General features: G+C 55.0%; 21 protein-coding genes. 5 read left to right on the top strand and 16 right to left on the bottom strand.

Features of this window, described 5'->3' with window-relative positions; genetic code table 11:
• Genes RBI05_RS10730 through RBI05_RS10720 form a run of 3 tightly spaced genes read left to right on the top strand, consistent with a single transcriptional unit; the run spans position 1 to position 3660 of the window.
• The gene (locus RBI05_RS10730) at positions 1-975 is read left to right on the top strand and encodes an ATP-binding protein (protein ID WP_310551103.1); all 975 of its coding nucleotides are present in this window, start codon (positions 1-3) and stop codon (positions 973-975) included.
• Positions 976-994: 19 nt separating this feature from the next.
• A complete protein-coding gene (locus RBI05_RS10725) occupies positions 995-2485 on the top strand; it encodes a TniQ family protein (protein ID WP_310551102.1) in 1491 nt (496 codons plus the stop codon).
• Positions 2486-2511: 26 nt separating this feature from the next.
• Positions 2512-3660: a tyrosine-type recombinase/integrase gene (locus RBI05_RS10720; protein WP_310551101.1), complete on the top strand. Its 1149-nt coding sequence runs from the start codon at positions 2512-2514 to the stop codon at positions 3658-3660.
• A 241-nt stretch (positions 3661-3901) separates the two neighbouring features.
• Here RBI05_RS10720 and RBI05_RS10715 read toward each other — a convergent pair whose 3' ends face one another.
• From RBI05_RS10715 to selD, 11 genes are all read right to left on the bottom strand, one after another.
• Positions 3902-4285 (bottom strand): DUF302 domain-containing protein, encoded by a 384-nt coding sequence (locus RBI05_RS10715; RefSeq protein WP_310551100.1) that lies wholly within the window; start codon positions 4283-4285, stop codon positions 3902-3904.
• 8 nt (positions 4286-4293) lie between these two features.
• Positions 4294-4653 (bottom strand): rhodanese-like domain-containing protein, encoded by a 360-nt coding sequence (locus RBI05_RS19305; RefSeq protein ID WP_408638325.1) that lies wholly within the window; start codon positions 4651-4653, stop codon positions 4294-4296.
• Between the two features lie 42 nt (positions 4654-4695).
• Positions 4696-5013: a rhodanese-like domain-containing protein gene (locus RBI05_RS10710; protein ID WP_310551099.1), complete on the bottom strand. Its 318-nt coding sequence runs from the start codon at positions 5011-5013 to the stop codon at positions 4696-4698.
• A 28-nt stretch (positions 5014-5041) separates the two neighbouring features.
• Positions 5042-5311 (bottom strand): metal-sensitive transcriptional regulator, encoded by a 270-nt coding sequence (locus tag RBI05_RS10705; protein ID WP_150458543.1) that lies wholly within the window; start codon positions 5309-5311, stop codon positions 5042-5044.
• 188 nt (positions 5312-5499) lie between these two features.
• Positions 5500-6984, bottom strand: coding sequence for an oligosaccharide flippase family protein (locus RBI05_RS10700; protein ID WP_310551098.1), 1485 nt, complete (start codon positions 6982-6984; stop codon positions 5500-5502).
• A 73-nt stretch (positions 6985-7057) separates the two neighbouring features.
• Positions 7058-8191 carry an amidase domain-containing protein gene (locus RBI05_RS10695; protein ID WP_310551097.1) on the bottom strand — a complete coding sequence of 378 codons (1134 nt, stop codon included), beginning with the start codon at positions 8189-8191 and terminating at the stop codon, positions 7058-7060.
• A gap of 135 nt (positions 8192-8326) precedes the next feature.
• A complete protein-coding gene (locus RBI05_RS10690; RefSeq protein WP_310551096.1) occupies positions 8327-9778 on the bottom strand; it encodes an LTA synthase family protein in 1452 nt (483 codons plus the stop codon).
• Between the two features lie 109 nt (positions 9779-9887).
• Positions 9888-10742 (bottom strand): manganese catalase family protein, encoded by an 855-nt coding sequence (locus RBI05_RS10685; protein WP_150458539.1) that lies wholly within the window; start codon positions 10740-10742, stop codon positions 9888-9890.
• A 7-nt stretch (positions 10743-10749) separates the two neighbouring features.
• Positions 10750-11631 carry an endonuclease/exonuclease/phosphatase family protein gene (locus RBI05_RS10680; RefSeq protein WP_310551095.1) on the bottom strand — a complete coding sequence of 294 codons (882 nt, stop codon included), beginning with the start codon at positions 11629-11631 and terminating at the stop codon, positions 10750-10752.
• 15 nt (positions 11632-11646) lie between these two features.
• Positions 11647-12699 carry a tRNA 2-selenouridine(34) synthase MnmH gene (gene mnmH / locus RBI05_RS10675; RefSeq protein ID WP_310551094.1) on the bottom strand — a complete coding sequence of 351 codons (1053 nt, stop codon included), beginning with the start codon at positions 12697-12699 and terminating at the stop codon, positions 11647-11649.
• Positions 12700-12736: 37 nt separating this feature from the next.
• Positions 12737-13786, bottom strand: a complete 1050-nt coding sequence (gene selD / locus RBI05_RS10670) for a selenide, water dikinase SelD (RefSeq protein WP_150458536.1) — start codon at positions 13784-13786, stop codon at positions 12737-12739.
• Positions 13787-13937: 151 nt separating this feature from the next.
• Here selD and RBI05_RS10665 point away from each other — a divergent pair, with 151 nt between their 5' ends.
• Complete coding sequence (locus RBI05_RS10665) at positions 13938-15008, top strand: permease (RefSeq protein WP_310551093.1); 1071 nt, start codon at positions 13938-13940, stop codon at positions 15006-15008.
• A 146-nt stretch (positions 15009-15154) separates the two neighbouring features.
• Here RBI05_RS10665 and RBI05_RS10660 read toward each other — a convergent pair whose 3' ends face one another.
• From RBI05_RS10660 to RBI05_RS10640, 5 genes are all read right to left on the bottom strand, one after another.
• A complete protein-coding gene (locus tag RBI05_RS10660) occupies positions 15155-17377 on the bottom strand; it encodes a DEAD/DEAH box helicase (RefSeq protein ID WP_310551092.1) in 2223 nt (740 codons plus the stop codon).
• A complete protein-coding gene (locus RBI05_RS10655; protein WP_310551091.1) occupies positions 17374-18711 on the bottom strand; it encodes an ATP-binding protein in 1338 nt (445 codons plus the stop codon). The genes RBI05_RS10660 and RBI05_RS10655 overlap by 4 nt, the downstream gene beginning before the upstream one ends.
• A 9-nt stretch (positions 18712-18720) precedes the next feature.
• On the bottom strand, positions 18721-20532 hold the full coding sequence (locus tag RBI05_RS10650) for a TerB N-terminal domain-containing protein (RefSeq protein WP_310551090.1): 1812 nt from the start codon (positions 20530-20532) through the stop codon (positions 18721-18723).
• A 183-nt stretch (positions 20533-20715) separates the two neighbouring features.
• A complete protein-coding gene (locus tag RBI05_RS10645; protein ID WP_310551089.1) occupies positions 20716-21918 on the bottom strand; it encodes an MFS transporter in 1203 nt (400 codons plus the stop codon).
• A gap of 43 nt (positions 21919-21961) precedes the next feature.
• Positions 21962-22759: a DUF1836 domain-containing protein gene (locus tag RBI05_RS10640; RefSeq protein ID WP_310551088.1), complete on the bottom strand. Its 798-nt coding sequence runs from the start codon at positions 22757-22759 to the stop codon at positions 21962-21964.
• Between the two features lie 165 nt (positions 22760-22924).
• Here RBI05_RS10640 and RBI05_RS10635 point away from each other — a divergent pair, with 165 nt between their 5' ends.
• Positions 22925-24238: a hemolysin family protein gene (locus RBI05_RS10635; protein ID WP_150458529.1), complete on the top strand. Its 1314-nt coding sequence runs from the start codon at positions 22925-22927 to the stop codon at positions 24236-24238.
• Positions 24239-24347 lie beyond the last annotated feature (109 nt).

Raw genomic sequence — 24347 nt, 5'->3', positions numbered from 1 at the left:
ATGGATAGACCAAATGTCCCCATAGGAACTCACCCAATAGAGCAGGGGCATTATCTGATGCCAACAAAAGAAGTCCTAAGATTAATGGTGAATATAACCAAAATTGTTGATAGTAGATTGCCAGGGATGATTGTTTATGGAAGACCAAGATTAGGAAAGACATATGCTTTACGATTTGCTATTGAGAATTTACCCACAAGTATGGGGGTACCCTTACCCATTTTGATGGCCAACAGCAATTCTTACAAGGTTCCGAATGAAGAAAGATTTTTTTATGACCTCTTATCAGACTTTAAATTTCCATTTCCAGCAGTTAGAAAGCCTGCTGAAATGAGACGCCAAATTGTAAATCTGATGCTTGAAAAAGCGGAGAAGTCCAAAATGCGAAGAATAATTCTCATTATGGATGAGGCACATCGCTTAACTGAGTTTCATTATAATTGGTTAATGGATATTTATAACCAACTAGACAGAGAGAATGTGAGTATGTCCGTTATTTCTGTAGGACAAGAAGAACTACTTTCTCGGCGCACGTTTTTTTTAGAACAAAAAAAATCCCAAATCATCGGTCGGTTTATGACACATGAACATCATTTTTACGGCATTCGCTCTGTGGAAGAAATGATGTTAGTTTTAAAGTGCTACGATTCAGCAGAAATTTCATGTTACCCTCAGAATAGTGATTGGAGTTTTACAAAATACTTTTTTTCCGATGCTTATAATAATGGGGAGCGTTTAGAACAGGAAGGCAAGAATTTGTTTAATCTCTTTGAGAAAATACGTAAAGAGCATGGAGTTCGTACTGTATTTGAGATCCCTATGGAATACTTTGCTTTTACGGTTGAAAATGCATTAAAGAAAAACGGTTCTCATGGTGATAGTCAATATTGGCTAACCGAGCCATTGTGGAGAGAGGCAATTGAATCTTCAGGGTATATTGAATCTGAAATATATATGGCCCTTGCCCAAGGATAAGGTGAGAGAGGGGAATACAATGGGTGCAATATGGAGAAAAGAATGGATCAGGCCATATGAATCGGCATGGTCCGTTTTTGAAAAGTTTAGTTATGCAAATATAATCAATAAATCCCTTATTCTAAGAACCTTTGGGACTGAGGATGTACTCTCTATTAAGAATAATCATCTAGGTAATCATGTAAGAGATCTACTTACTTTAAATGGCTTGGATGAACTAAAGGTTACTAAACAATTTCAAGTGAATGTACACTCGCTAACAAGAGGAGTGATCCAAAACCTGTTACATCCTTTGGGAAATACAGCACGTAAAGAAGAATGGTTTTCATTACATATACGCTGGTGTCCTAAATGTATATTAAATGGATATCACAGTCTAATGCATCAATTCACTCTGTTTGAGATTTGTCCGTTTCATAATGAACCCTTAAAAGATGAGTGTCCTGCCTGTAGACAAAAAACTCCATATATCCTTAGTGATACATATATGAGCTCCGCATTTACGTGTAAATGTGGATATCAGTATGCAGATCTATCAACTAGATGGCTTAAATGGGAAGTTGATACTTCTAAATTTTTTAATACAGATATAGCGAAATGGATTGGTCCCGAACATCTAAAGACTTCGAACGAGCGTTTTATATATGTTCCAGAAAATTTAAATTTCAACATGCTTAATCAAGTCACAGAAAAAGGAATAAGCAATCCGTTTATCGAATCGTCATTTTTTACATATAAGATTGATCCATCCGGAGATGCCCTTAAAGATAAAGTCTTGGAAAATCTATATGAAGAAATATTTATGGATAATCGACAAATATTTAAAGCGATAGACAAGCACATAAAAAAAACATATCATCTCCATTTAGATTGTATCAAACGACTTCAATTGCTTTTAAAGGAAGAACAAGATGACTTTCCACCAATATGCCCAATTGCCTATGCTTATGTTTTTTGGAAACAGAGTTCACTAAGTTTGCCGAATTTCTACGGTCCTTTGCAAGGAGTGCCAAATAGAGGAAAGGAAAAGAGACAATTTAATGTCGTTTGCTTGCTTTATAAAGAAAGATTAAGCCATCTTTTTAGAGCAGCCAATAAAACGTTAAGTTATTTCGGAAGCGTGGATGGAGATGCACTGAGATGGATTATTAACAAAACTACAGCTTATCAACTTTATCAAATGTTTAAAAATTGGCTGGATTTTGCTTTGTTAAATTCCAAAGAACTGTCTAAACCAAAGGGGAATGAGTACGAAAAGATCATACATTCAAATATGTTTTTTTTATTCGTTCTTAAGAGAGAAGATGAACGAATCCTATTACGATTTATTTGTACTCGTATTAACAAGAATAGGAAAATAAATATAAGTACTATCGATTGCAGAAGATGGAAAAATAAAGGGAAGTCGATGCGGTCTTTTTCACCTCTGGCTGTTTCAATGATGATTGACCAAAAACACAAAGAGCTGCAGGTATATGTGGATCAATTTGTGACGAAACTAAATTTATAAGGAAGCAACAAGATGAGGTGAGTTAAATGAAGAGAAACAAAATATTAGCGTCTATTAACAGGTACGGCCACAACAAGGAGAACACTAATCTGGAAATGTATCAGTCTGAAATATTAAAAGATAAATGGGATGTCAGGAGGTTAGGGATTCCTTATAATACGACTAGGGCAGATTATTATCTTAGTTTTGAGAAAATCCCTGACATATACAAACCACTCATCAAAAAATATATACAGCATCGGTTGTTTGTACAGGATTCAATAAAATTCTCAACTGCTAGAAGTGAAGTTAATACACTTGTACCTTTTCTGAAATTCATTGTGCTTAAATGGCCAGAATGGACTGAGTTAACGAACCTCAATCGCTACGATCTGGATGAGTACCTGAAAAGTTTAAAAAACACTCCGATACGGGGGAATAAATCAACTAATTATAGGGGAAAGGAAGCGACTGATTATTATATCTGGAGAATGATAGGTGGTTTAGAAAATTTCTTGTATTTTATACAACGCTATGAATGGACTGAAGCACCTGAATTACCAATTAGGAAACTTATATATCAAGAAGATAGACCTAAGTTAAACCCAAAGAAAGACGAAGATTACAAACCGGTCTCTGATACTGTGTGGGAACAAATATTAAGAAATCTGGATAAACTCAACCATCAATATGCAACAATATTGCTATTGTTGGAAGCCACAGGTAAGAGATTAATCGATATATTAAATCTGAAGAAAGGTTCGATTATTCATATAACTGGTGACTACTGGATAAGATTTGAGAAAACAAACTCCCGATATGAATTTCCAATGGTGCCCATCTCAAAAGAACTATCTGATTTGATAAATACTTATATAAATAAAGTCGAAGAGCTTTTTCCTGGAGAGAAAAATCCTGACAACTTAATTTTCATAAGATATGAAGGAAAGAAAGGTGTCGGTCGGCAAATATTACAATTGTCTTTTTTAAGGAATCTAAATAGATTTGCTGAAAAAGCAAATATTAAAGACGATTCCGGGGAAATTTTTCATTTCACAGCCAATGGGTTTAAACATCGTTATGGTTTGAAGTTGATGAAAGCTGGCTTGAATATGGGTCAAATCCATCAACTGATTGCTAATGTCACATCAGAGATGCCAATGGTTTATGCACGAATGATTCAAAAAAATGGATAAACAAAAGAAACCTGGAGTTGATCTTGTTGAAGATCAACTTTTTTTGTTATCCTAAGAATAGGGAATAGATACATGTTCTTGTCCTTTAACGATATATGTTCTTGTCCTCCGACATCAGACAATTATTCAGCAGAGGATCGGTTGCCGATTCTCGCAGATATACATATGTACAAAATACGTGTTTTGTGAAAAAGTAGCATGTAAAAGAAAAAGACCTCAATTTCATGAGGTCTGAATCTTCTTACCGGCTCTGATCTATACATGCAGCAAGCCGGCTCTCGATATCTGAAGCAATGGCCATCAACGGATCATTTTGAACAAGCCCGATCAGTGCCGAAGGTTTAGGCATTCCGATCTTGGTCGTTCCGTTCTCTTCATAGACGGCAATCTTGCAAGGAAGAAAATAGCCGACCAGCGTATCTTCCGACAACACCTTCTTGGCTTCAACCGGATTGCACACTTCAAGGATATGGTAAGCAATATCCAGGTCGATGCCTTTTTCATGAAGCTTGTCTTTCATATCCAGCTGCCACAGAACGCCAAATTGATCTTCTTTCAGACGCTCCGTCAGATCCTTAATCGCCTGTTCAGGGCTCTTTGCCGTTTCAACTGTGTAATGGAACATGAAATGTCTCAACTTCCATGGTTAATGGTGTTTGAATACCTGCAGGCAGGAAGAAAACAACCCTTGACGGCATACAGCTTCGTGAATCCCCTTCTTGCCAGAATCCGCGCCGCCTTTTTTCTTTGTAACCAGCTGTACGAGAAAATAATCACTTCATCTTCCGGCGACAAGTCTTTCTTCCATACTACGGGCAGCCGTCCGACCGAAATATTAAGGGATCCGGCTATATGCCCCTCCCAATATTCGTTCGCGTCCCTGACGTCCAGGATGCGGGCTCGAGACCCGCGCCCGGCCCCGGAAGACCATTCCGCGCGATTCAAATAAGTAAGCGCCGGGACGGGCAGAAGCTGAATGAGTATCCACCCCATCCCTATTACACCGGCTATATAGACAAGGGTCATCTGAATTCATCAACCCCGGACAAGTTTACTTGTCCAATCATTGAGTCCGCCCGTCATGTTGACCACTTTATAGCCTTTCTCATGCAGCAGCTCGCAGGCCAGACCGCTGCGATTTCCGCTGCGGCACATAATAATGACCTCTTGATTCGGGTCCAACTCGTGATGCCGTTCCACCAGTTGGCTCAGCGGAATATGCTTGGCTCCTTCTACATGCCCCTCCACCCATTCGGCCGGTTCGCGGACGTCCAGCACATGGAGCGCCTTCCCTTCGTTCAATTGTCTGGCGACGTCTTGGGGTGAGATTTCTTTCGGAATTTGAAATGCCATTTCGATTCTCTCCTTCTGTTTCCTCTATTTATCTGCTTTTAACCAGCAGTTCAACGGCTTCTTTGACCATCTTGCCTGGATCGGGGTTGCCGCTCTCTTGGTCCTCCAGGATACACCGTTGCAGATTATCCGCCACAATTTGAGCCAGCGCTCTGTCGGAAGCATTGCGGACCGCAGACAGCTGCGACACAACTTCCTTGCAGGACTTGCCCTCTTCCATTAAGCGCAGCACGCCGCGAATTTGACCTTCGATTCTGCGAAGCCGGGTCTTGATGTCATCCGGATAGTTATATTCCATGCAGATATACCTCCTCTTCAGCTTCAGTTACCAATACCCCTATGGGTATATTATAGCTGATAGCGCCCCTTGTCAACATGGCTTGGACTAACCGGGACAACCCATGTTTTCCTTCCGTTCTGCATATAACTCAAAAACCCGCGCCGGGCGCGGGTTCTCATACATACCTCGAATGAACGTCGATGTTCCTACATGAATTTTCGTACACCGCGATAATACATATAGATCCCCGAGGCGGTGAAGTAGACCGCAATGACCTGCACGAAGCGCCACAGGCTCAATAGGCTCCCGGATTGCGGATGAAAGAAGTGAATGATTCCCAACAGTACCAGAAGTCCAAAAGCCAAATCCATAAGCAAGGGCTTCGCCATGCCCGCCACGGTAATCTGCTTGTTGCGGAGAACGCTCAAATTCCAAAGGGTCGCCACGCCTTCAAGCACCAAAATGGCTATAGCCGCCCCCTTGTATCCAAAGCCGGGAATCCCCACCAAAGTGAATTGGCATACGATTGAACAGGCGATCCCCGTAAGAAGGCCAAGGAAAGGATTCTTCCGAATATCCTCCGCCCATAGAATGCTCGTGGAAACTTCGCGAAAGCCCACAATCAAGGGAATCCAAGCGAGAAGCCGAATCACCTGACTTGCACTGTCGGTATGAAAGATATAGAAGGACAGTTCTTCCGCATACACAAATAAGAATAAACCAGTGACGCCTCCCCAGATCCAGCTTGTACTGAAGGCCGTCCTGCATAACGCCATGAAGGTGACGTTCTTCCCCCGCTGCGACTCGGCCACCATATGGCTCGTTAAGATATGACTAAGCGCTCCGGTGAACAGGGTGGGGGCATACACCACGAGGACCGCCATGCCGTACACAACTCCGTAAATAGCGGTGGATTCAGCAGCGCTGTTGCCCGCCGCTATAAGACGGTTCGGAACAATAAGCGCATCCAGAAATTCAGACAGCGGTACAAACAACCGGGTAGCGGAGATCACCAGCGAAGTTTTTGCGAACCAGGAAAGGGTAATGAAGGCGTCGCCGGTTCTGTTGGAGGGCATCTTGTTCTTATTAACCGAGATAAAGAGCGTCAGCAGACTAAAGGAGATAAATGCGCCCGCGAAGGTGCCGTATAACCCGTATCCCATAGCCTGCGCGACGCCGAGAGACAAGAATTGGCCAATCAGAAGGAGCATGCAGAGAAACCGAACGGATTGCTCCACGATCTCGGAGAGCGCTATGATCCCGAACTGCTTCATTCCTTGCAAATATCCGCGTACCAATCCCAGCAGCGGAACTGCAAATAAAGACAAGGCAAGACTGTGAATGGCGTACTCCAGCTCCGCGTTGCCCAGGAGGACGGCGATGTCCCTCCGGCACCAGAATACGGCCAGGCTAAGCAGGCCGCAGCACAGAATCAGACATTGGGATACCCGGATGAGTACCCACCATCCCTGTTTAGGCCCCTTCGCCGTTGCCATAGCAAGCGTCGTGGGAAATCCGCTCGTAAGCATGAGGAGAAATCCGTAAAAGGAATACGCAATCTGATACAGGCCGATTCCTTCTGCACCGATGATCCGCGTAAGGATTACACGGCCGACGAGTCCAATCAGCTTCACTGCGAGCATGGCGCCGGCTCTGATCGCCCATTGCTTAAGCAGCCGGGGTATCCTCATCTTCTCCTCCTGCCTCACCTAAAGATGGTTATCTCTATGTGTATGACAGGGAACCCCTCATATGCTGACAAGCTTAATCCCGGATATGAAACAGCTGATATCGGGTCTCGCTGTCCCAGCCTAAATCAAACGGGACCCGGTAACGGTCGGCCGTATGCGAATTAACCAGCGGATAACCATAGTCATCAAATCCGACCACGACAGAGAAATGGTCCGTATCGTTATTATGCAGGATATACCCGACCAGATCTCCCGGCTCCAGCGACGAAATGGCGCTGTCCGGGTATTTGTCGGACGGTCTGGTAATCTGCTCATACATTCCCTTGGCAATAAGCTTCCCGTAACCGGAACCGATCAGGAACCGGCTGAAAGAATCGGTCTGGACCCAGGTCTGGGTACCGCCTGAACGGTCAAAATAGCGCCAATTCCCTCTCGCCGGCAACCCTCCGCCTTCCGGATCTCCTATGATTTGGGAAGCAAAGTTGGTACAGTCCCCGCCTTTACTGGTGTAATCCAAGTATTTCGGATTGTATCGGTGACGGTTTCCCGCTCCCCATGCGGCTCCGGCATACTTGTTGGCATACTCGACCGCGCGCTTGCGGTTATACTTCCGGCTCTTCGGGGGCTCGGAGGATTTTGGCTTAACGGAAGGGGCTAACCCGTCTGGGCCATCGGATATCTTCTTGGGATTCTCGTCCAGAGGGTCCAGATACCATTCCCTGGAGACCTTCCATCGTCCGTCCTTCTTTTTTAAAGTAATAAAATGCCTGGTTCCCACACCGAAAAATTGTTCCGGCAAAAACCGGTTCTCATACATATATCCAATCCGGTGGGATTGGACCAGGGAGACGACCGCCCGGTCCCCGGTAATCCGCTGGCGGATAATCCGGATCGCGCATTGGGAATGGGTCAGCTGAATCGCTCTTTTGTCAGACCATTTATTGAGGTATTGAATTCGGTTGTGCTCATGCTCCAGAGCGATCCGGCTGATCTTCTCATCCAGGTAATAGTCTTCGAGTTTCTGAATATCCCGGCTGACAAACGCCTCGGCTCTGGCCTTGTACAAGTCCTCCAGCGCCGATTGGATTTCATGCTCCGCATCGGTTAGACCGTCAGCCGCCGCGCTTGCCGACAGAGACAGAAGGGTTATAGCTACGATTACAGCAATAAGTTTGGAACGGTATTGGGTGCAGATGCTTCGTCTCATAGGCCTCCACCTTATCCGGGCATATCCCTTTTCTGAAATTTTTCCCCGGATCATAATATCTCCACTCTCTGCCGGTGGATGTACAGGAAATTATAGCAAATAATGGGGAAATGGCGGCCACGCTCATAATGACCCTCAGCCGCCGGTATCCCGCTTTGGGGAATCCGGTATCCGGGGCAGAAGGTTCACGTAGCGGTCCGACAGCTTCTCCCATTCCATGATCCATTCGCACTGGCGCCTCCATTCCGAACGAAGCGCGACCGGCTTGCGGGTATCCAGCGAGATGGCGGTTCCGTCCCGGAATCCGTGCGGGCCTGCGGCGAAGAGGACTTCATTATTGACGAACGAGCCTGTCCGAAGGTAGTACCGGATGCCGATCAGATTGCGTCGAACATTGAGCAGATCATGGCCGAATACCAGGAACGGCTCTGTTTCCAGCCGGATTCCGAGCAGATTCGCAAGGGTCGGCAAAATATCAATCTGGCCGCCGGCCTGCCGGATCTCCTCACCCTCCCGCTGGCCCGGCCAATGGATCAGAAGCGGGACGTTGTAGGTATCCAGCGCTGCCAAGTACCGGGAGTCCAGCACTTTGCGGATCGTCTCCGGGTTATATTTCTTCCGGTTGAGGCCAAAATGGTCCCCGTAGACCACCACCAGGCTCTTCTCCCACAGCCCCGATGATCTCAGCCCTTCAATAAACTTCCCGAGCGCATCATCGGTATAGTGAACCGAAGCGGCGTATCGGCCAAGGAGCGTTTTGGCCTGCTTGCTCTCCATGTGGAGCCGGACACTCTCCTCTGGGATGGAGAAAGGCGAGTGGCTCGATACCGTAACGAACTGGGCGAAGATCTTCTGTCCGGCGCGGTCGGCCTGCTTCAGCTTCTTCAGTCCCGCGCGGAACAGTTCTTCGTCTGAAGCGCCGAACCGGCTGAATCGCTCGGGACGGTAAAAGGGCTTGTCAAAATAAGCATCGAAGCCCAGCGCCGGATACATGCGCGATCGGTTCCAGAAGCTGGCCTTATTGACATGAAAGGTCCAGGTCCGATACCCTTGGGCTCCCAGCAGCCGGGCCAGACTCGGGATGCTGCGGTCGGCATATTGCTCGAACATGGGCTCGTTCCCGACCGGATACAGGGAAGTGTTGGCAACAAATTCGGCATCCGAGGTATTTCCCCGTCCAATCTGCTGGAAGACGTTGGGGAAATACAGACTTTCACCGGCAAGCCGGTTCAGGTTCGGTGTGACTTCCTGCCCCTCGACCTTCACCCGCATCAGGAAGTTCTGAAAGGATTCAAGCTGAATGAGAATCACATGGCTTCCGGCCCCCCGGCCCCACAATCTCGGCTTCTTGGAACCGCCTACCCTGCGGCCGGGTTCGTCTGGAACGAACATGGCTTGCCCCAATCTGCGGTAAGCCTCTGTCAGATCCGAGGGAAGAATGAGCGGCTGAAGACGGCCGCCCGATAAAGAACGCACCGTCCCTGCTGCCAGAGGACGGACGGCATCGGAAGCGGACACACTCACAAGGGCAGCGGCCAGCAGGAGCATTAGAATAAGCCGGAATCCCCGGCTCCAGCGAATCTTCATGACAGGTCTCCTTCATCAGCGGATTCCAAAATAAAGGAACACCCTCCAGGGCGCAGACGCCCAGGAAGGTGTTCCTTCAGGAAGAATCCGTTCCCGCTCAGAGCGGGGATCAGGCGTTGAGATCGTTCAGACCCGGACTGTGCTCGTTCGGGAGCTCCGGCATGACCGGTACCGGGAATCCGGCCGGCGGGTCCACGACTTCAAGCGTTCCTCCGTTGCGGCTCGGCGTCTGGCCGCTGAAGATCTCCGCAATCTGCGTAGCGTCCAGGCGGAAATTGAACTGAGCGTTGTGGTAGCCAAGTTCTACATATTTCCGGCATTCCGGGTACTTGTTGATGTCGTAGTTCGGGACGGGGAACAGCTTGCCCCACTGCACGCCCAGGGTCTCCAGCGCTTTGGCGAATGCGTTCTGGTGCGCATTGTCGCGGACAATAAGGAAGGCCAGCGTCTCTCGGAAGGTCTTGTTGGTACTCATTTCGTAGATTCGGGATTTCTGGAGAACACCCGTCGATTCCAGCACCAGATTGTCCAGCAGATCGCTGATCAGATTGCCGTGGGAATAGACGTAGTTGCCGTTCCAAGGATTGCCTGCGGCATCGACAGGCAGCGAACTCTGGGCCCCCATAATAAAATGATGCGGATTCGCATGCTTGATCGCCTCGTTCAGCGGCGCGCCGTCGACGCCGGAATTCCCGGGCATCGGATCGCCCGAGCCGGTCAAAAGCTGGTTGATCGTATGCTGCACCAGCTCCACATGGCTGATCTCTTCCAGAAAGACGCCGCGGATCAAATCCTGGTACGGCTTGGCCGTTCCCCGGAAGTTGCTGCTCTGGAAGAAGAACTGCATCATCGTGCGCATCTCGCCGAACCGTCCGCCCAGCGTCTCCTGAAGAACCTTCGCCGCAGCCGGATCGGGTTTATCGGGAACAATGACATTAATCAAATCTTCTCGGTAGAAATACAAGTGATTCTCACCTCCGGTTAATGCTATCAGTATGGCATTGAGCCGGAGAATTTAATCCGCTTGCAGATTGGTAAATGTCGGCCATAACCCCAAAATGATCCGACACCACGCCGCCCCGGACGCCGTTCAGCGCAACTAAGCACGAGCGAACCGCCGCGGTCCGGCTGCTCCAGATCAGATCAATGCGCAGCGGGGAGCGGTTGCCTTCCCAGCCCTTGATCGCTTTGACCACGGTCGCTCCGTCGTCCTTCTCCTCCGCTGCTTCGTACAGATCGGTCCATCCCCGGGAGCGGACATAATCATAGCCTTCTCCCCGCACCTCGGCCGCATTGTTGAAATCGCCCATCACGTAGACGGCGGCGGGAGCCAGCGCATCCAGACACGCCTGGGCGTTGTCCCACTGCCGGCTGAAGAGCTCCTTCCCGTCCTCCCACCAGCCGAAGTGGCCGCTGACAAACCAGCTCTCCTCAGCGTTGGCCAAGGTGCGGATGCCGGCGATTTTGCGGGTACGATAATTCTCGTAGTCCCTCATTTCCGACACATACTCGCTGAAGGCTTCCCCAATCGGAGTTCGGCTGAGCAGCGCGATGCCTTCATCATAACGGACAAAGCCGGTATGCACCGGAACCCAGGTCCACCAGTACGGCAGGCCGATCTCCCGGAGCAGCACGAGCGCAAAGTTATCGCGGGCAATCCGGATATCCGGCTCGGCGGGTACAAAACGCTCCAGTTCGAGATCCGTGGCCGCCATTTCTCCCTTGCTCTGATTGACTTCCTGAAGGGCAATGACGTCAAAATGTTCTTCCCGAATGAAACAGGCAAGCTCGCGAATCTTCGCTTCCTGATTGTCTTCCATCCAGGAATGGGTGTTCAAGGTGAGCAGCTTCACAGTCCTTCCTGCTTTCTATAGAGTATCCGGGAGGCGGTAGCGGTCCTGCAGGAGCCGGACGACCTCCCGCTCCGCTTCATCTACACCGGACACCCGGAGCACCCGGGTGTTCGTATCTTCCTCCGAAGCGGCGGTGTGATCGTAGAGCGGATCATAATAATATTCCAGAAGAAGCGGAACGGCATCCGCGTAGCGGCCCGCAAGCAGATGGCGCTCGATTTCGGCGGCGACCGGAATATGAATCCGCGACTTGATGATCCCGAAGGCATCTACGATGGCCGGTCCGTGTTCTTGCGGACGATAGTCCGCCATAATCTGCCGGACCCGCTCTTCAAGCGGCAGTTCAATCCGGATTCGGGTTCCCTTCTCCTTCTGTTCACCCATGAACGAAGGCATCACCACACGCCCGATCCGCATGCTCTCCGCTTCGAACAATACGAAAGGAGCATCCCGGTATTCCAGCAGCTTCGTAAGCAGCAGACTGTCGAATGTCTTCTGGTTGTGGGGACGAAGTCCCACCTGGCCGAAGATGGACCCCCGGTGTCCGGCCATTCCCTCCAGGTCAAGCGCAGGCAGGCCTCGGGCGGCCAGGCGGCGCAGCAGCTCTGTTTTGCCCGTACCGGTGTACCCCTCAATGACCCAGGGATCGGGGGTGAAATCGAAGGATTCGAGCGAATCCACGACCCATTTGCGGTAAGCCTTGTAGCCGCCCTCCAGCCGGTACACATGAATATCCATCAGAGACAGGAGAGTCGCCGTTGTCCGGCTCCGCATCCCGCCCCTCCAGCAGAACACCGCCTTCGCTCCAGGGATTTCTTCGAACTTACGGATAAAGGCAGGCAGCTTGGCGGAGACAATCTCCAGCCCCCGCTGCTTGGCCGCTTGGACGCTTGCCTGTTTGTACAGCGTGCCGACCTCGGCTCTCTCCTCGTTGTCGAACAGAGGGATGTTCACACTGCCCGGGTAGGTGGAGTTCTCATATTCTCCCGGCGAGCGGACATCGATGACGGTCAATTCCTTGCGGTCCGCCAATTCCTGAAGCTTCGTTAGCGATATATCTTGAAACAACGTCCTCTCTCCTTCGTTCTCCTTGGTGTACGGAACTTCAGATGATCCGGATCATACCCGGATGGTCTCCGGTCACTTCCCCGATGTGCGCCGCTTCAAGGCCAAGCTGTAACAGATCGCCCAGCAGGGCTTCCGCTTCCGCTTCCGGCACCGCGATCAGCAGACCGCCCGAGGTTACCGCATCGCACAGAATATAGCGGTCGAGCAGCTCCATCTCCTCCGGGAAAATCACCGATCCCTCCACATGGGCCAGATTGTTCCGCGTCCCGCCGGGAACGGCTCCGGCCTCCGCCAGTTCGCGGACGCGCGGAAGAATTCTTACGGCTTCGCTGCGGATGATGATACCGGCTTCGCTGCCTTTGGCCATCTCGGAGGCATGTCCCAGCAGCCCGAAGCCCGTGACGTCGGTGCAGGCGTGCACGTCGTAGGAACCCATGGCTTCCGCTGCGGTCTTGTTCAGCAGAGACATTACGGCGGTCACCCGCCGGATTTCCTCTTCCGACAGCAGCCCCCTCTTCAAGGAGGTCGTCAGAATGCCGACGCCGATCGGCTTGGTCAGAATAAGCTGATCTCCGGGACGGGCGCCCGCATTGGTGCGCACCCGGTCCGGGTGGACCGTTCCCGTGACGGCGAGGCCGAACTTCGGCTCCTTGTCGTCAATGGAATGCCCGCCGACCAGCGTGGCGCCGGCTTCGGCGACCTTGTCGGCGGCGCCGCGCAGAATGTCGGCCAGGATGCTTTTATCGAGCGTGGAGATGGGAAAGGCCACAATGTTAAGCACGGTCAGCGGCTTGCCGCCCATCGCATAGATGTCGCTGAGCGCGTTGGCTGCGGCAATCTGTCCGAACGCATAGGGGTCATCCACAATCGGAGTGAAGAAATCAACGGTCTGGACCAGCGCAAGCTCGTCCGACAGACGGTATACGCCGGCATCGTCGCTCGTATCAAGTCCGACCAGAAGGTCGGGATTGGGCACAGCCGGCGGAAGGCTGCGGATCACCTGCATGAGATCGGCGGGGCCGATCTTGCAGCCGCAGCCCCCTTTGGAAGACAGAGAGGTCAGTTTAACGGATTCGGAAGCGGACATGAGACTTCAACTCCTTATTGAGAATACATATGGTTGTCCATTCTATCATACGCCCTTTGCGTCCACGGGACAAAATCAGTGTGTCTCGGGCAAAAACATGCTATAATAGATAGCATTTTCAAATTAAACACCGTGGAGGTTCAGTCAGCTTATGTCACCTTCTTCCCATACGGCAGAGCCCGGCGCTGGCCGCGCCCGCACCATCCTTCTTGCCGCCGTGTTTCTTATCGTCGCCATTGCCGGTCTGTCCTATGTCAAATGGTGGCCTTACTACGGCAAGGCGCTGAAGGCCGCGGCGGAGCATACGCTGGGCTCCTCCATTCTGACCGGCGAGACCGGCAAGACGCCCGAGCCCTCGCTGCAGGCTGCTCTTGATTATGCGTCCGCCTACTTCAAGGCCGTCTGGAAGGCTGCCGTCCTCGGCATTCTTCTGGGCTCGCTCGTTCAGGTGCTGGTTCCGACCCGCTGGCTGCTCCGCACGCTCGGCCAAGCCGGGTTCAAGAGCACAGCTGTCGGAGCGCTCGCAGCCGTGCCCGGCATGATGTGCTCCTGCTGCGCCGCTCCGATTGCCGTGGGCCTGCGCAAGAAGAACGTATCGGTCGGCGCTGCCCTGGCCTTCTGGATCGGCAACCCGCTGCTGAATCCGGCAGCGCTGATCTTCATGGCCTTTGTCCTGAACTGGAAGTTCACCGTCATGCGGATCGTGTTCGGCCTGGCGCTTACCCTTGGAGTCAGTTATTTCGCCAACCGGTTCGCCGGAGATCAGACCGTTCCCGAACCGGCCGCCGATTCAGCATTTGCCGCGGACGAAGACAACCGCCCGCTGCTGCTGCGCTGGCTTGCCAGCATGGGCCGGATGCTGGTTGCCATCGTTCCGGCTTACCTTGTCGCGGTGCTGCTGCTCGGCGCCGTTCGGGCCTGGCTGTTCCCTTCGCTTGATGCCGGTGCGCTCTCTGGCGTCCTGATGGTTGTGCTGTTCGCCGTCGCCGGTACTTTGTTCGTTATCCCGACGGCCGCCGAGATTCCCATTATCGGCACGTTCCTCTCGCTGGGCTTCGGCACCGGCGTGGCCGGTGCGCTCTTGGTCACGCTGCCTGCAATCAGCCTGCCTTCGCTCTTGATGGTGTACCGCTCGTTCCCGCGCCGGGTGGTCTGGCTGCTGGTAGGTGCGGTCGTGGCTGCCGGCGTGCTGGCCGGCGCCGCAGGCGCCGTCTTTCTGTAGTCGGTTCAAGCGAGGGAACCGCCCCCGCACGAAACACCGCCTCCGCGCCGCGGAGGCGGTGTTTCGTGAAGTTGGAGAAGTACGGGCCGATACAACAGGCCAAACCGCTGCAACAAGCCAAGCCGCTCAACAGACGCGCTTGACGGTCAGCGGGCGGAGGGCCCGCCTTCCTTCTCCCAGGCTTGTACGGATTTCTTCAGTCCCTGGACATCCAGTCCGTCCGACGCGAACGCCTTGCGCAGCAGGTCGGGCGGAATGAATTCATCGTATTTGCCGATAAAAGGAGCCTCGCCGGGCGCAAGCAGCAGGTGCGGGTCGTCCAGACCGGCGCATTCATCCCGAATGGCCGCCTCCAGCCAGTCGGCATCGGCTTTCCCGGCGACGACCAGATAGTACGGCTCCATCGGTACCACGGACCGGAGGCCCAGCGGCCGGGTCAGCTTATGCTTCAGCAACCTCTCCAGCGTGCGGAACGGCCGGCTTCCGGTCCAGGGAAGAATGAACACCGAGTCTCCCCCCGCCGGAAGCACGGACCGGAGCAGCAGGCCGCTCTCTCTGGCCAGTCTGCGCGCCCGTTCCAGCCGGGCAGCCGCGCTCGGTGCGAGGTACGGATACAGCGTCTCGGCGCCGAGAATGTCGCGGATCTTCGCCATCACCCGGGTATGGACGTCGCCGCCTGCGCCGAGCCAGAGCGTATCCACCTTGCCCCGCGAAGATTTCACATAGACGGCCTTATGGCGCTTGTCCACCTCTTCCACCTTCCAGAGCTTCCCGGCCAGCGAGAAGCAGTAACCCGGCGGCGGAACGGTGGTGATGGACCCGATCTTTTCGGTTCCGTTATAGACCACATGTTCTTCGTCGTCCTTGAAGACGGCCAGGAACCGGTAGTTGTTCACAATCTTCTCTCCGGCAAGGCCAAGAATCAGACCGCCCTCGTCCATCTGCTCGATATGGCCCATCCCAAGCTGATACTCCACAAAAGCCTCATAGTCCTCTTCCGATATTTCCCGGAACGAGGGCAGGGCCAGCACCGCCTGCTTCAGTTCCTCCGGCCCGGCTTCGCCCATGCTCTTGAGAATGCTCATCGTCTGGTGGTACAGAAGACCCGCCGGGAACCGGCGCGTCTCCAGCGGTTCCACCCAGCGTTCGCGGACATACAGCTCCACGACGGCGATGGCCCGAAGCAGCGTCCAGGGCATCCGGGCGGGAAGCTGGGCTTCCTCGTCCTCTTCCTCCGGCGTGACGAACAGCATCTCCGAAGCGGAGCCGGCTCTTCGGCCCGAACGGCCGAGCCGCTGAACGAAGCTCGCGCAGCTGTACGGCGCTCCGAGCTGGAGAACCCGCTCCAGTTCGCCGAGGTCGATGCCGAGCTCCAGCGTCAGCGTCGCCGCCGCCACGGCCGGACCGGGGCCCTGGCGCAGCGCGGCTTCCGCTTCTTCGCGCAGCATCGAGGAGATGCTGCCGTGATGGACATGGAACACATCCGGCTCCTGCCGGCGGGCGGCGATCCGGCGCATCTCCAGGATCGCATTCTCCGCATCGGAACGGGAGTTGGTGAAGATGAGCGCTTTTTGGAGATGAGAATGGTCGTAGATGAAGTCATAATAGGCTTTGCGGGCCAGCTCCAGCTGCTCCGCCTGCTTCTCGTCGCGCGCATCCGGGAAGGAGAAATGCTCAATGCTGAGCCGCAGCCTGCGCCCGCCCTGGGGAGCGGACACCTGTACCCGGCGGTTCGTCCCCGCCGCAAGCCAGGCCGTCACGGAGTCGTAGTCGCTGAGCGTCGCGGACAGACCGATCCGGCGCGGATTGCAGCCGGCCATCCAGGCGATGCGGGCGAGCTGGCTGAGCACCTGAATGCCCCGGTCCGCCCCCATGAACGCGTGCACCTCGTCGATAACCACGAAGCGCAGATCTCCGAACAGCGCGGGAATGGCATTCGGCCGGTTCATCAGCAGACCTTCCAGCGACTCGGGGGTAATCTGAAGGACCCCGGACGGGTTCTGCATGAGCTTCGTCTTCTCGGCCTGCGGCACATCCCCGTGCCAATGCCAGACCGGAATGCCGCCTTCCAGCAGCAGATCGTTCAGCCGGGTGAACTGGTCGTTAATGAGCGCTTTCAGCGGCGCGATATAGAGAATGCCCACCGAGGAGGAGGGCTGCTCATCCAGCTCGGTCAGGGCCGGGAAGAAGGCGGCCTCCGTCTTGCCGGAAGCCGTACCCGAGGCAATCAGCAGATGGTCCGGCGAGTCCAGAATGACCCGGCAGGCGTCCACCTGCGCTTCCCGGAGCGTCTCCCAGCGGTTCTTATAGATGAATTCTTTGACAAAAGGGGCCAGCCGGTAGAACGGATTGCTGCCGGAGCCGCTCACAGCTCGAACTCCGCCAGAAAGCCGTCCAGCTCATCCGCCGGCTCCTCCGAAGAGGCGGCAGTGGCGGCAGCGCTCCGGCCCGCCGTCTCCCCTACTAGCTGCTCGAAGGAGCGCTCGGGGTGCTCGTGCAGCGTATGGAGCAGGTCCAGAAAGTCGCGAATCACTTCACGCGGGGTCAGAAGCTCGTCCGCGCCCAGCCGCCCGACCGCCGCTTCCATGAAGTGGACCAGCTGGGCTTCGGTCAGACCCGGCGAATAGCCGAAATGCTGGGCGTGAATGTCCGTCAGCCGGCGCAGCAGCACCAGAATCTCCTCGTGGGAGAGCATGTGAAGCGCCAGAATCGGCCCGGCATAATTGCCGGCGCCAGCGCTGTAACGGCCCCCCACCAGCCGGGAACGAAGCGCTTCGTAGCTGAACAGCCCTCTGCGGCTGTCTTCAACGAACTGCGGCGTGCCGCCCACGAAGATGCCCAGATGTTCGGCCTTGCCCTGCATCGTGTCGTTGAACATGGTCAGCAGCTTCTCGTAATTGCTCTGGCGCGAGACCGTGTTCGTGATTTTGTACAGATTGACGCCTTCGTCGATGAACAGCAGCAGACCTCCGTATCCGATCCCGGCGCAGAACTCCGCCCAGAGCTTCATATAGTCATACCAGTTGTCGTCGTCGATAATGACGCCCACCCCGAGCGCGCGGCGGGCGTCCGTCTTGGTCGCGAATTCGCCGCGCAGCCAGCGCATCGCATCGCCCTTCAGCCCGTCGTCTGCGGATTTATGCCCGTTCCAGTAAGCGGCCAGCACCTTGGCGAAGTCGAATCCGTGCACCAGCCCCCTAAGATGCGAGGCCGTCTCATAGATTTCCCGTTCTACCGCCGGGGCAAAATCCGGATGGTCCGGACTCATTGCCTGCTCCGCCATCGTCCGCTGCTGAATGCCCGAGATCCATTTCTGCAAAATGGATTCCAGCGCTCCGCCGTCCGGCCGCGTCCGGATGGAGAGATGGCCCATCAGCTCACGGTAGGTCGCGAGCCCCTGGCCCTTCGTGCCGACCAGCCGCCGCTCCGGCGACAAGTCGGCATCGGCCACGGCAAAGCCGCGGTCCATCGCATAATTGCGGATGGTCTGGAGGAGGAAGCTTTTGCCGCTTCCGTATCGCCCTGTGATGAGCCGGAAGGCTGCTCCCCCCTCCTTGATATTGTCGAGATCTCTCAGCATGGCTTCGATCTCCGGCCGCCGTCCGACGGCGATATGCTCAAGTCCGATGCGCGGCACCACGCCCGCCGTCAGAGAGTGGACAAGCGCGGTCAGGACCCGCTTCGGAATTTTGACCTGATTCATGGGTTAACGTCACCTCTTCACATACGTCTGCAGCTCTGCAAATTCTTCATTCCACTGATCTCCGTCGATCAGCAGATCGCCCAAATGCTCCATCGCGGCATCGTTGATTTCGTCGACGGCAAGCTCGGGCAGCCTTCCCGCGGCAGCCGCCGCCTGTGCGAGTTCTTCCCTCCCGTTCTCGCCGGCGAGCGCCTGTAGAACGGGATGAAGCGAAGACGGCAGAGCGTCGAGGAAATCCCGCCACTCGGCAGGGGCCTCGGGCGGCAGGGAAAGACCGGGACCGTCTCCGGCGTCCGGCTCTTCCAGTGCTTCGTCTCCAGCTTGCGGCTCTTCCGGTACTTCGCCTTCGGCGTCCGGCTCTTCTGGCGCTTCCCCTTCGGCCCCGGGGGGCCTTCCGCTCTCCGACTGAATCGGGGCCGGTGCGTCGGCTTCTTCCTCGGGCGCTTCGATCGTCAGCAGCTCCCGGACCGTATCGGAGTCATTCTGCAGCCGCTCCAGCCGGCCGCGGTCAATGACGACCGCCGGTCCCTCCTGTTCCCGGAGAGAACGGGAATGCTCGCGGTCCAGATACTTCTCAACCAGCTCCTTGATCGCCGGGTCGATGGAAATGCCTTTCAGCCGGCTTTTGTAGCCCATCAGCGCGCGCAGTTTGTTCTCGGTCAGCCGGAAGATCCGGGTGACCAGACTGCGGAGCTCAGGGGTCTTGCTGACCCGGACGACGGGAACGACGACCGAATAGCCGTAGAGGGAGATGTCGTAGACGGCGCTGCGGAACAAATAGCGTTCCCGCATAACGGCCGGTTCAGGCGGGAACATCTCGATCAGCCGCTGGCCGTGCGTCCTGAGAATATAGGCGTCAACCAGGGCCACGGTCTTCGGGACCCAGCGCCGGAGCGCCTCCTCCCCGTCCCCTTCAAAAAACTTCGATTTCGACAGGTCATAATCCGACATCATTTGAAGCGCGGCAAGCGTCAGCTCGTCCGGCGCGGCGGTCAGGCAGCGCTCCAGTTCCAGCTCTCCCAGATCTCCGGCCAGCCCGCGAGAGCGCTCCACCACCGTGCCCAAGGGCAGCTTCAGCCCGTGCACCAGACTGAAATCGGCGATCCAGCCGCCCAGATACTGATCCAGGCGCTTGTATGCATGCCGGTAGGCTTCCCAGATCGCATTCAGCTGCCTGGCGCCGTCTTCGGGGGTCTCCCAGCCGACTCCGTTAATAAGCTCGTACACATGCAGAAAAATGTACGAAAGATCGGTCTTCGGATAACGCCCTTCCCGCACCTCGTTCCGCCAGTAGAAATACCATTTCGTCTGGTGGCGGTCCATATGGCCGTAGGTCGGCCAATAGCTCTTGAAGGGGACAAATTCGGCCTCCGGCTCGCGGTACGCCGCCAGTTCTCCGGCCCGCTCCGCGAACAGGCTCTCCGTCGTCGGCGGCCGGTTCCCGGGTCCGGCGGTCTGGCGGAGCGGCTGGGCCGGTCTTTCGGCCGGAGATGGCGGACGGCCGGGTATCCTGGCCTGCGGGGTTCCCGCAGGCGGCAGCGTACGGGCCGGAACCGGGGCCTCGCCTCTCAGGCGGCCCGGTCCATTCGCCGGCGCAGACGAACGACCCGGTCCGGGGGAGGCCTCCTCCCAGAGGGAGATCTGCCGCGGCGGCTCCGGTTCTGTCCTTCCTCCGTCCGGGCCGGGCTTCCCTTGCTTCCGGCTCCGGCCGTCTGCGATGTCTTCCCGGGCCGCAGCGGAATCCCGCGGCGGAACCGGCATCTCCCGCTGCTCGTTCTCGAAGATCAGCTCCGAGAAGCGGGGCTCATGGTCATGTCTCATCACGATACGCTCCCCTGCGGCTGCCAGAAGCCTGCCGCCATTATCTAAGTAAGCTCCATTATACCATGAATGCCGCCGGAGTCTCCGCCCGGCGGGAACATTTATTCGCTTCGGCGCGCCAAAAAGGCAGGGATTAACGTCCCTGCCTGAAAAGAAGACTCACCCGGGCGGACATCCGCCTGCCTATCCGACCTCGATTCCTTTGGTCTCTTTGCCCAGGAACAGCACCGCCGCCGCGCCAATCAGCACCATAACGAAGAACATGCCGAAGATGACGGACAGCCCGACGCCGCGTTCAACCAGAAATCCGACCAGGAGCGGCGCAATGATGCCGCCGATCCGGCCGAAGGAAGCGGCGAGTCCCGTTCCGGTCGAGCGGACCGAAGTCGGATACAGCTCTGGCGTGTAAGCGTACATGCCGCCCCATGCTCCGAGATTGAAGAACGACAGGCAGATTCCGGCGGCGATCAGCAGAGTTGTGCTGTCGGCTGTTCCGAACCAGGCTGCGCTGGCGGCCGTTCCCGCCAGATACAGGACCAGGACGAAGCGTCGGCCGAATTTCTCGATGAAATAGGCGGCCGTGAAGTAGCCGGGAAGCTGAGCCAGCGTCATGACCAGCACATACTCGAAGCTTTTGACCAGACTGTATCCCTTGATGACCATCACCGTCGGCAGCCACAGGAACATTCCGTAGTAAGAGAACACCACGGTGAACCACAGCACCCACAGCATAATCGTGGATTTCCGGTGCTCCCCCGACCAGACCGCCGCGATCCGGCTCCGCAGCGGTGCCGGCTTCACCCTTCCGAACCTCGGCGAATCTTCAATCGCCCGTCGCAGATAGAGCGCGTAGAGCGCGGGGACCGCCCCGATGGCAAAAGCAACTCTCCATCCGTAATCCGGGATAATGAAGTAAGCGATCAGCGCGGCGGCAATCCAGCCGATTGCCCAGAAGCTCTCCAGAAGCACAACCGCCCGCCCGCGCTCCTCTGCGGGCACACTCTCGGAGACGAGCGTAGAGGCAACGGGAAGCTCCCCGCCCAGACCGAAGCCGGCAATGAATCTCAGAACGCACAGCATGGCGAAGCCGGTGGCCAGAGCGGACAGCCCGCTGGCCGCAGAGAAGATCAGAAGCGTCCAGAGCAGAATGCTCTTGCGTCCGTAGCGGTCGGCCAGTACGCCTGCCGCGGCTGCCCCGAAGGCCATGCCGAGCGAATTCAGGCTGGTCAGCCATCCGACCTGGCCCGCCGACAGGTCCCAATCCTTGGCCAGAGCGGCCGCCACGAACGAGATAATGCCCACATCCATGGCATCGAACAGCCAGCTGAAGCCGGCGCTGCCAAGAAGCTTGCGGGTCCTTCGCTCCTTCCATAATGTGTTCGCCATATCCAGCCAACCTCCTAGTTAGATTACCTTCGAGTACCCGTGTTCAGGCGTCCAGAAACAAAACGGCGTTGGCGTACTGCCGGGCAAGCGCCTGGCAGGCGCAGGCCTGCACCGCAACAAGGGCAATATGCAGGGTCTGGCGCAGCGTCTCCCGCTCGCCGAGACCGAGCCTTGCGATCCGGCTGCGCCACTTGCCGGAGACCGGCAGGCCGCCGGCTCTGTCAGCCTCTCCGGCTTGTCCGCCGGCCGTTCCTTCGAAGCCTTCGATCCACGCCGAGATTGCGCGGGCGACTCTCTCCCGCTCCTGAAGCCCTTCGCTGCGGCTGTATTCGAACAACTCGGCGTAGGCGCCGTATACCTGAAAGGGTTCCATAATATCGTCGGCATCGGTGTCCGGATGGCGGAACAGCTTGCCGAACAGCCGCCGGATGCTCTCGAAGTCGAGTGCGGCCTTCAGGTCGTCGACCATAAAGAGCAGCGCCGCCTGGTTCAAGGAATATTTCTTTCCTTGCCGGGGAGAACCCAAGTATTCCCTGAAGTCCCGCTTCACCCAGTTCTGCATAGCGGTAATAGAAATCGTGGAATACTCAACCAGGGCACCGAGTTCGGCGATTTCATGCAGCGAGAGGCCGCGAAAACGGCTTGCCTTGATGATCTTGCCCAGAATCGGCGGAATATGCGTGGACAGCAGCGCTTCCCGTGCCGTTCCTTCGGCAATCGCGACGGGGTGCGCTCCGCCCCAGGCTTGCTGCAGAACAGCAAGCGGGCAGATCGTGCTCTGCTCCGTCAACGAGGCCATCAGCAGGGACATCTGCCGGCGGGTTAGGATAAAAGATTCCATGCTCCTTGTACCTCCTTGTCCTTCAGTGTGATCGGTCTTTCCTCTTTCTGATACATGCCTTCGATCAAAATTTGATCTTTTCAATAAAAGTTCGTAGAATAAGTTCATATGAACTCCAAATGCCATTATAACTCATTTGGACACGAAAGGGATGGTAGAATTCGTATGGGCATAGGACTTAGTTTGACACTGGTCGTGATTTTGATTGTTTTAACCGCTTTTTTTGTCGCCACAGAATTTGCGATGGTGCGCCTCCGGGGAAGCCGGATCAGCCAGCTCGTGCTGGAAGGACGCAAGAATGCAGTCGCTGTGCAGAAAGTTGCAGCCAATCTGGACGGTTATCTCTCGGCCTGCCAGCTGGGCATTACGATTACCGCCCTGGGCATCGGCGCGCTGGCTGAGCCGGCCTTCGAGGAAATGCTGCTGCCGGTGTTCGATTGGCTGAATATCGGAACCGACGCCAGCCACATCATTGCCTTCATTCTGGCCTTCTTCATTGCGACCTTCCTGCATGTAGTTGTGGGCGAACTGGCACCGAAGACGGCGGCCATCAACAAAGCGGAAGAAATCAGTCTCCTCACCGCAGTGCCGATTATCTGGTTCTATAAAATTCTCTACCCGCTGATCTGGCTGCTGAACGGCTCCGCCAATCTGCTGGTTCGCCTGTTCGGCATGAAGCCGGCCAGCGAGCATGAAGAAGCGCATTCCGAAGAAGAAATCCGGCTGATTCTGTCCGAGAGCTATGAGAGCGGCAAGATCAATAAAGCCGAATACGGCTATGTGAACCGGATCTTTGCTTTTGACGAAATGCTCGCCCGTGAAATTATGGTTCCGCGGACCGACATGATTTGTCTCTACACGAACCGGTCCCTCCAGGAGAACCTGGAGATTATCCGCAAGGAACAGTATACCCGCTTCCCGGTTGCCGAAGGCAGCAAGGATGAAATTATAGGCATGGTGAATACCAAACAGCTCTATCTGGAGTACGACAACAATCCCGATTTTGATTTTGCCTCTCTGATCCATCCCGTTCTGACGGTGTCGGAGGTTACGCCGGTGAAGACCCTGCTGACCCGGATGCAGAAGGAGCGGGTGCATATCGCCCTGCTGCTTGATGAATACGGCGGCACTTCGGGCCTCATAACCATCGAGGACATTCTGGAGGAAATCGTCGGCGAAATCCGCGACGAATTCGATGAAGACGAGACCAAGATGGCCGAGAAGATCGGAGAACACCGCTACCTTGTGGACGGCAAGCTCGCCCTCTCTGAATTGAAGAGCCTGACCGGCGTCGATCTGGAAGACGAGGAAGTGACAACGATCGGCGGCTGGGTCTACAGCCACATCCCCGAACCGGCCGTCGGCAAGCAGACGGTTCACGGCAACGCGGTCTTTACGATCCGAGAAGCGAACCGCCACCGTATCCGCAGAGTGGAGCTGGAAGTGCTGGCGGACTCGCGTCCGGAAGAAGCCGAATAACCGTCCGGCGCCTAAATACCCGAATACTTGTTAAGAGGGTGTCCCAAAAGTCATTAAAATGACGGAGCATCCTCTTCATTTTCTAAACAAAAAGAAACCGTTCCTTGGT

It is taken from the genome of Paenibacillus glufosinatiresistens, assembly GCF_031470375.1.
Classification (GTDB): Bacteria; Bacillota; Bacilli; order Paenibacillales; family Paenibacillaceae; genus Paenibacillus_AQ; species Paenibacillus_AQ glufosinatiresistens.
Note: the sequence above shows the minus strand (reverse complement) of the source record. Positions and strands in the feature narration are given on the sequence as shown.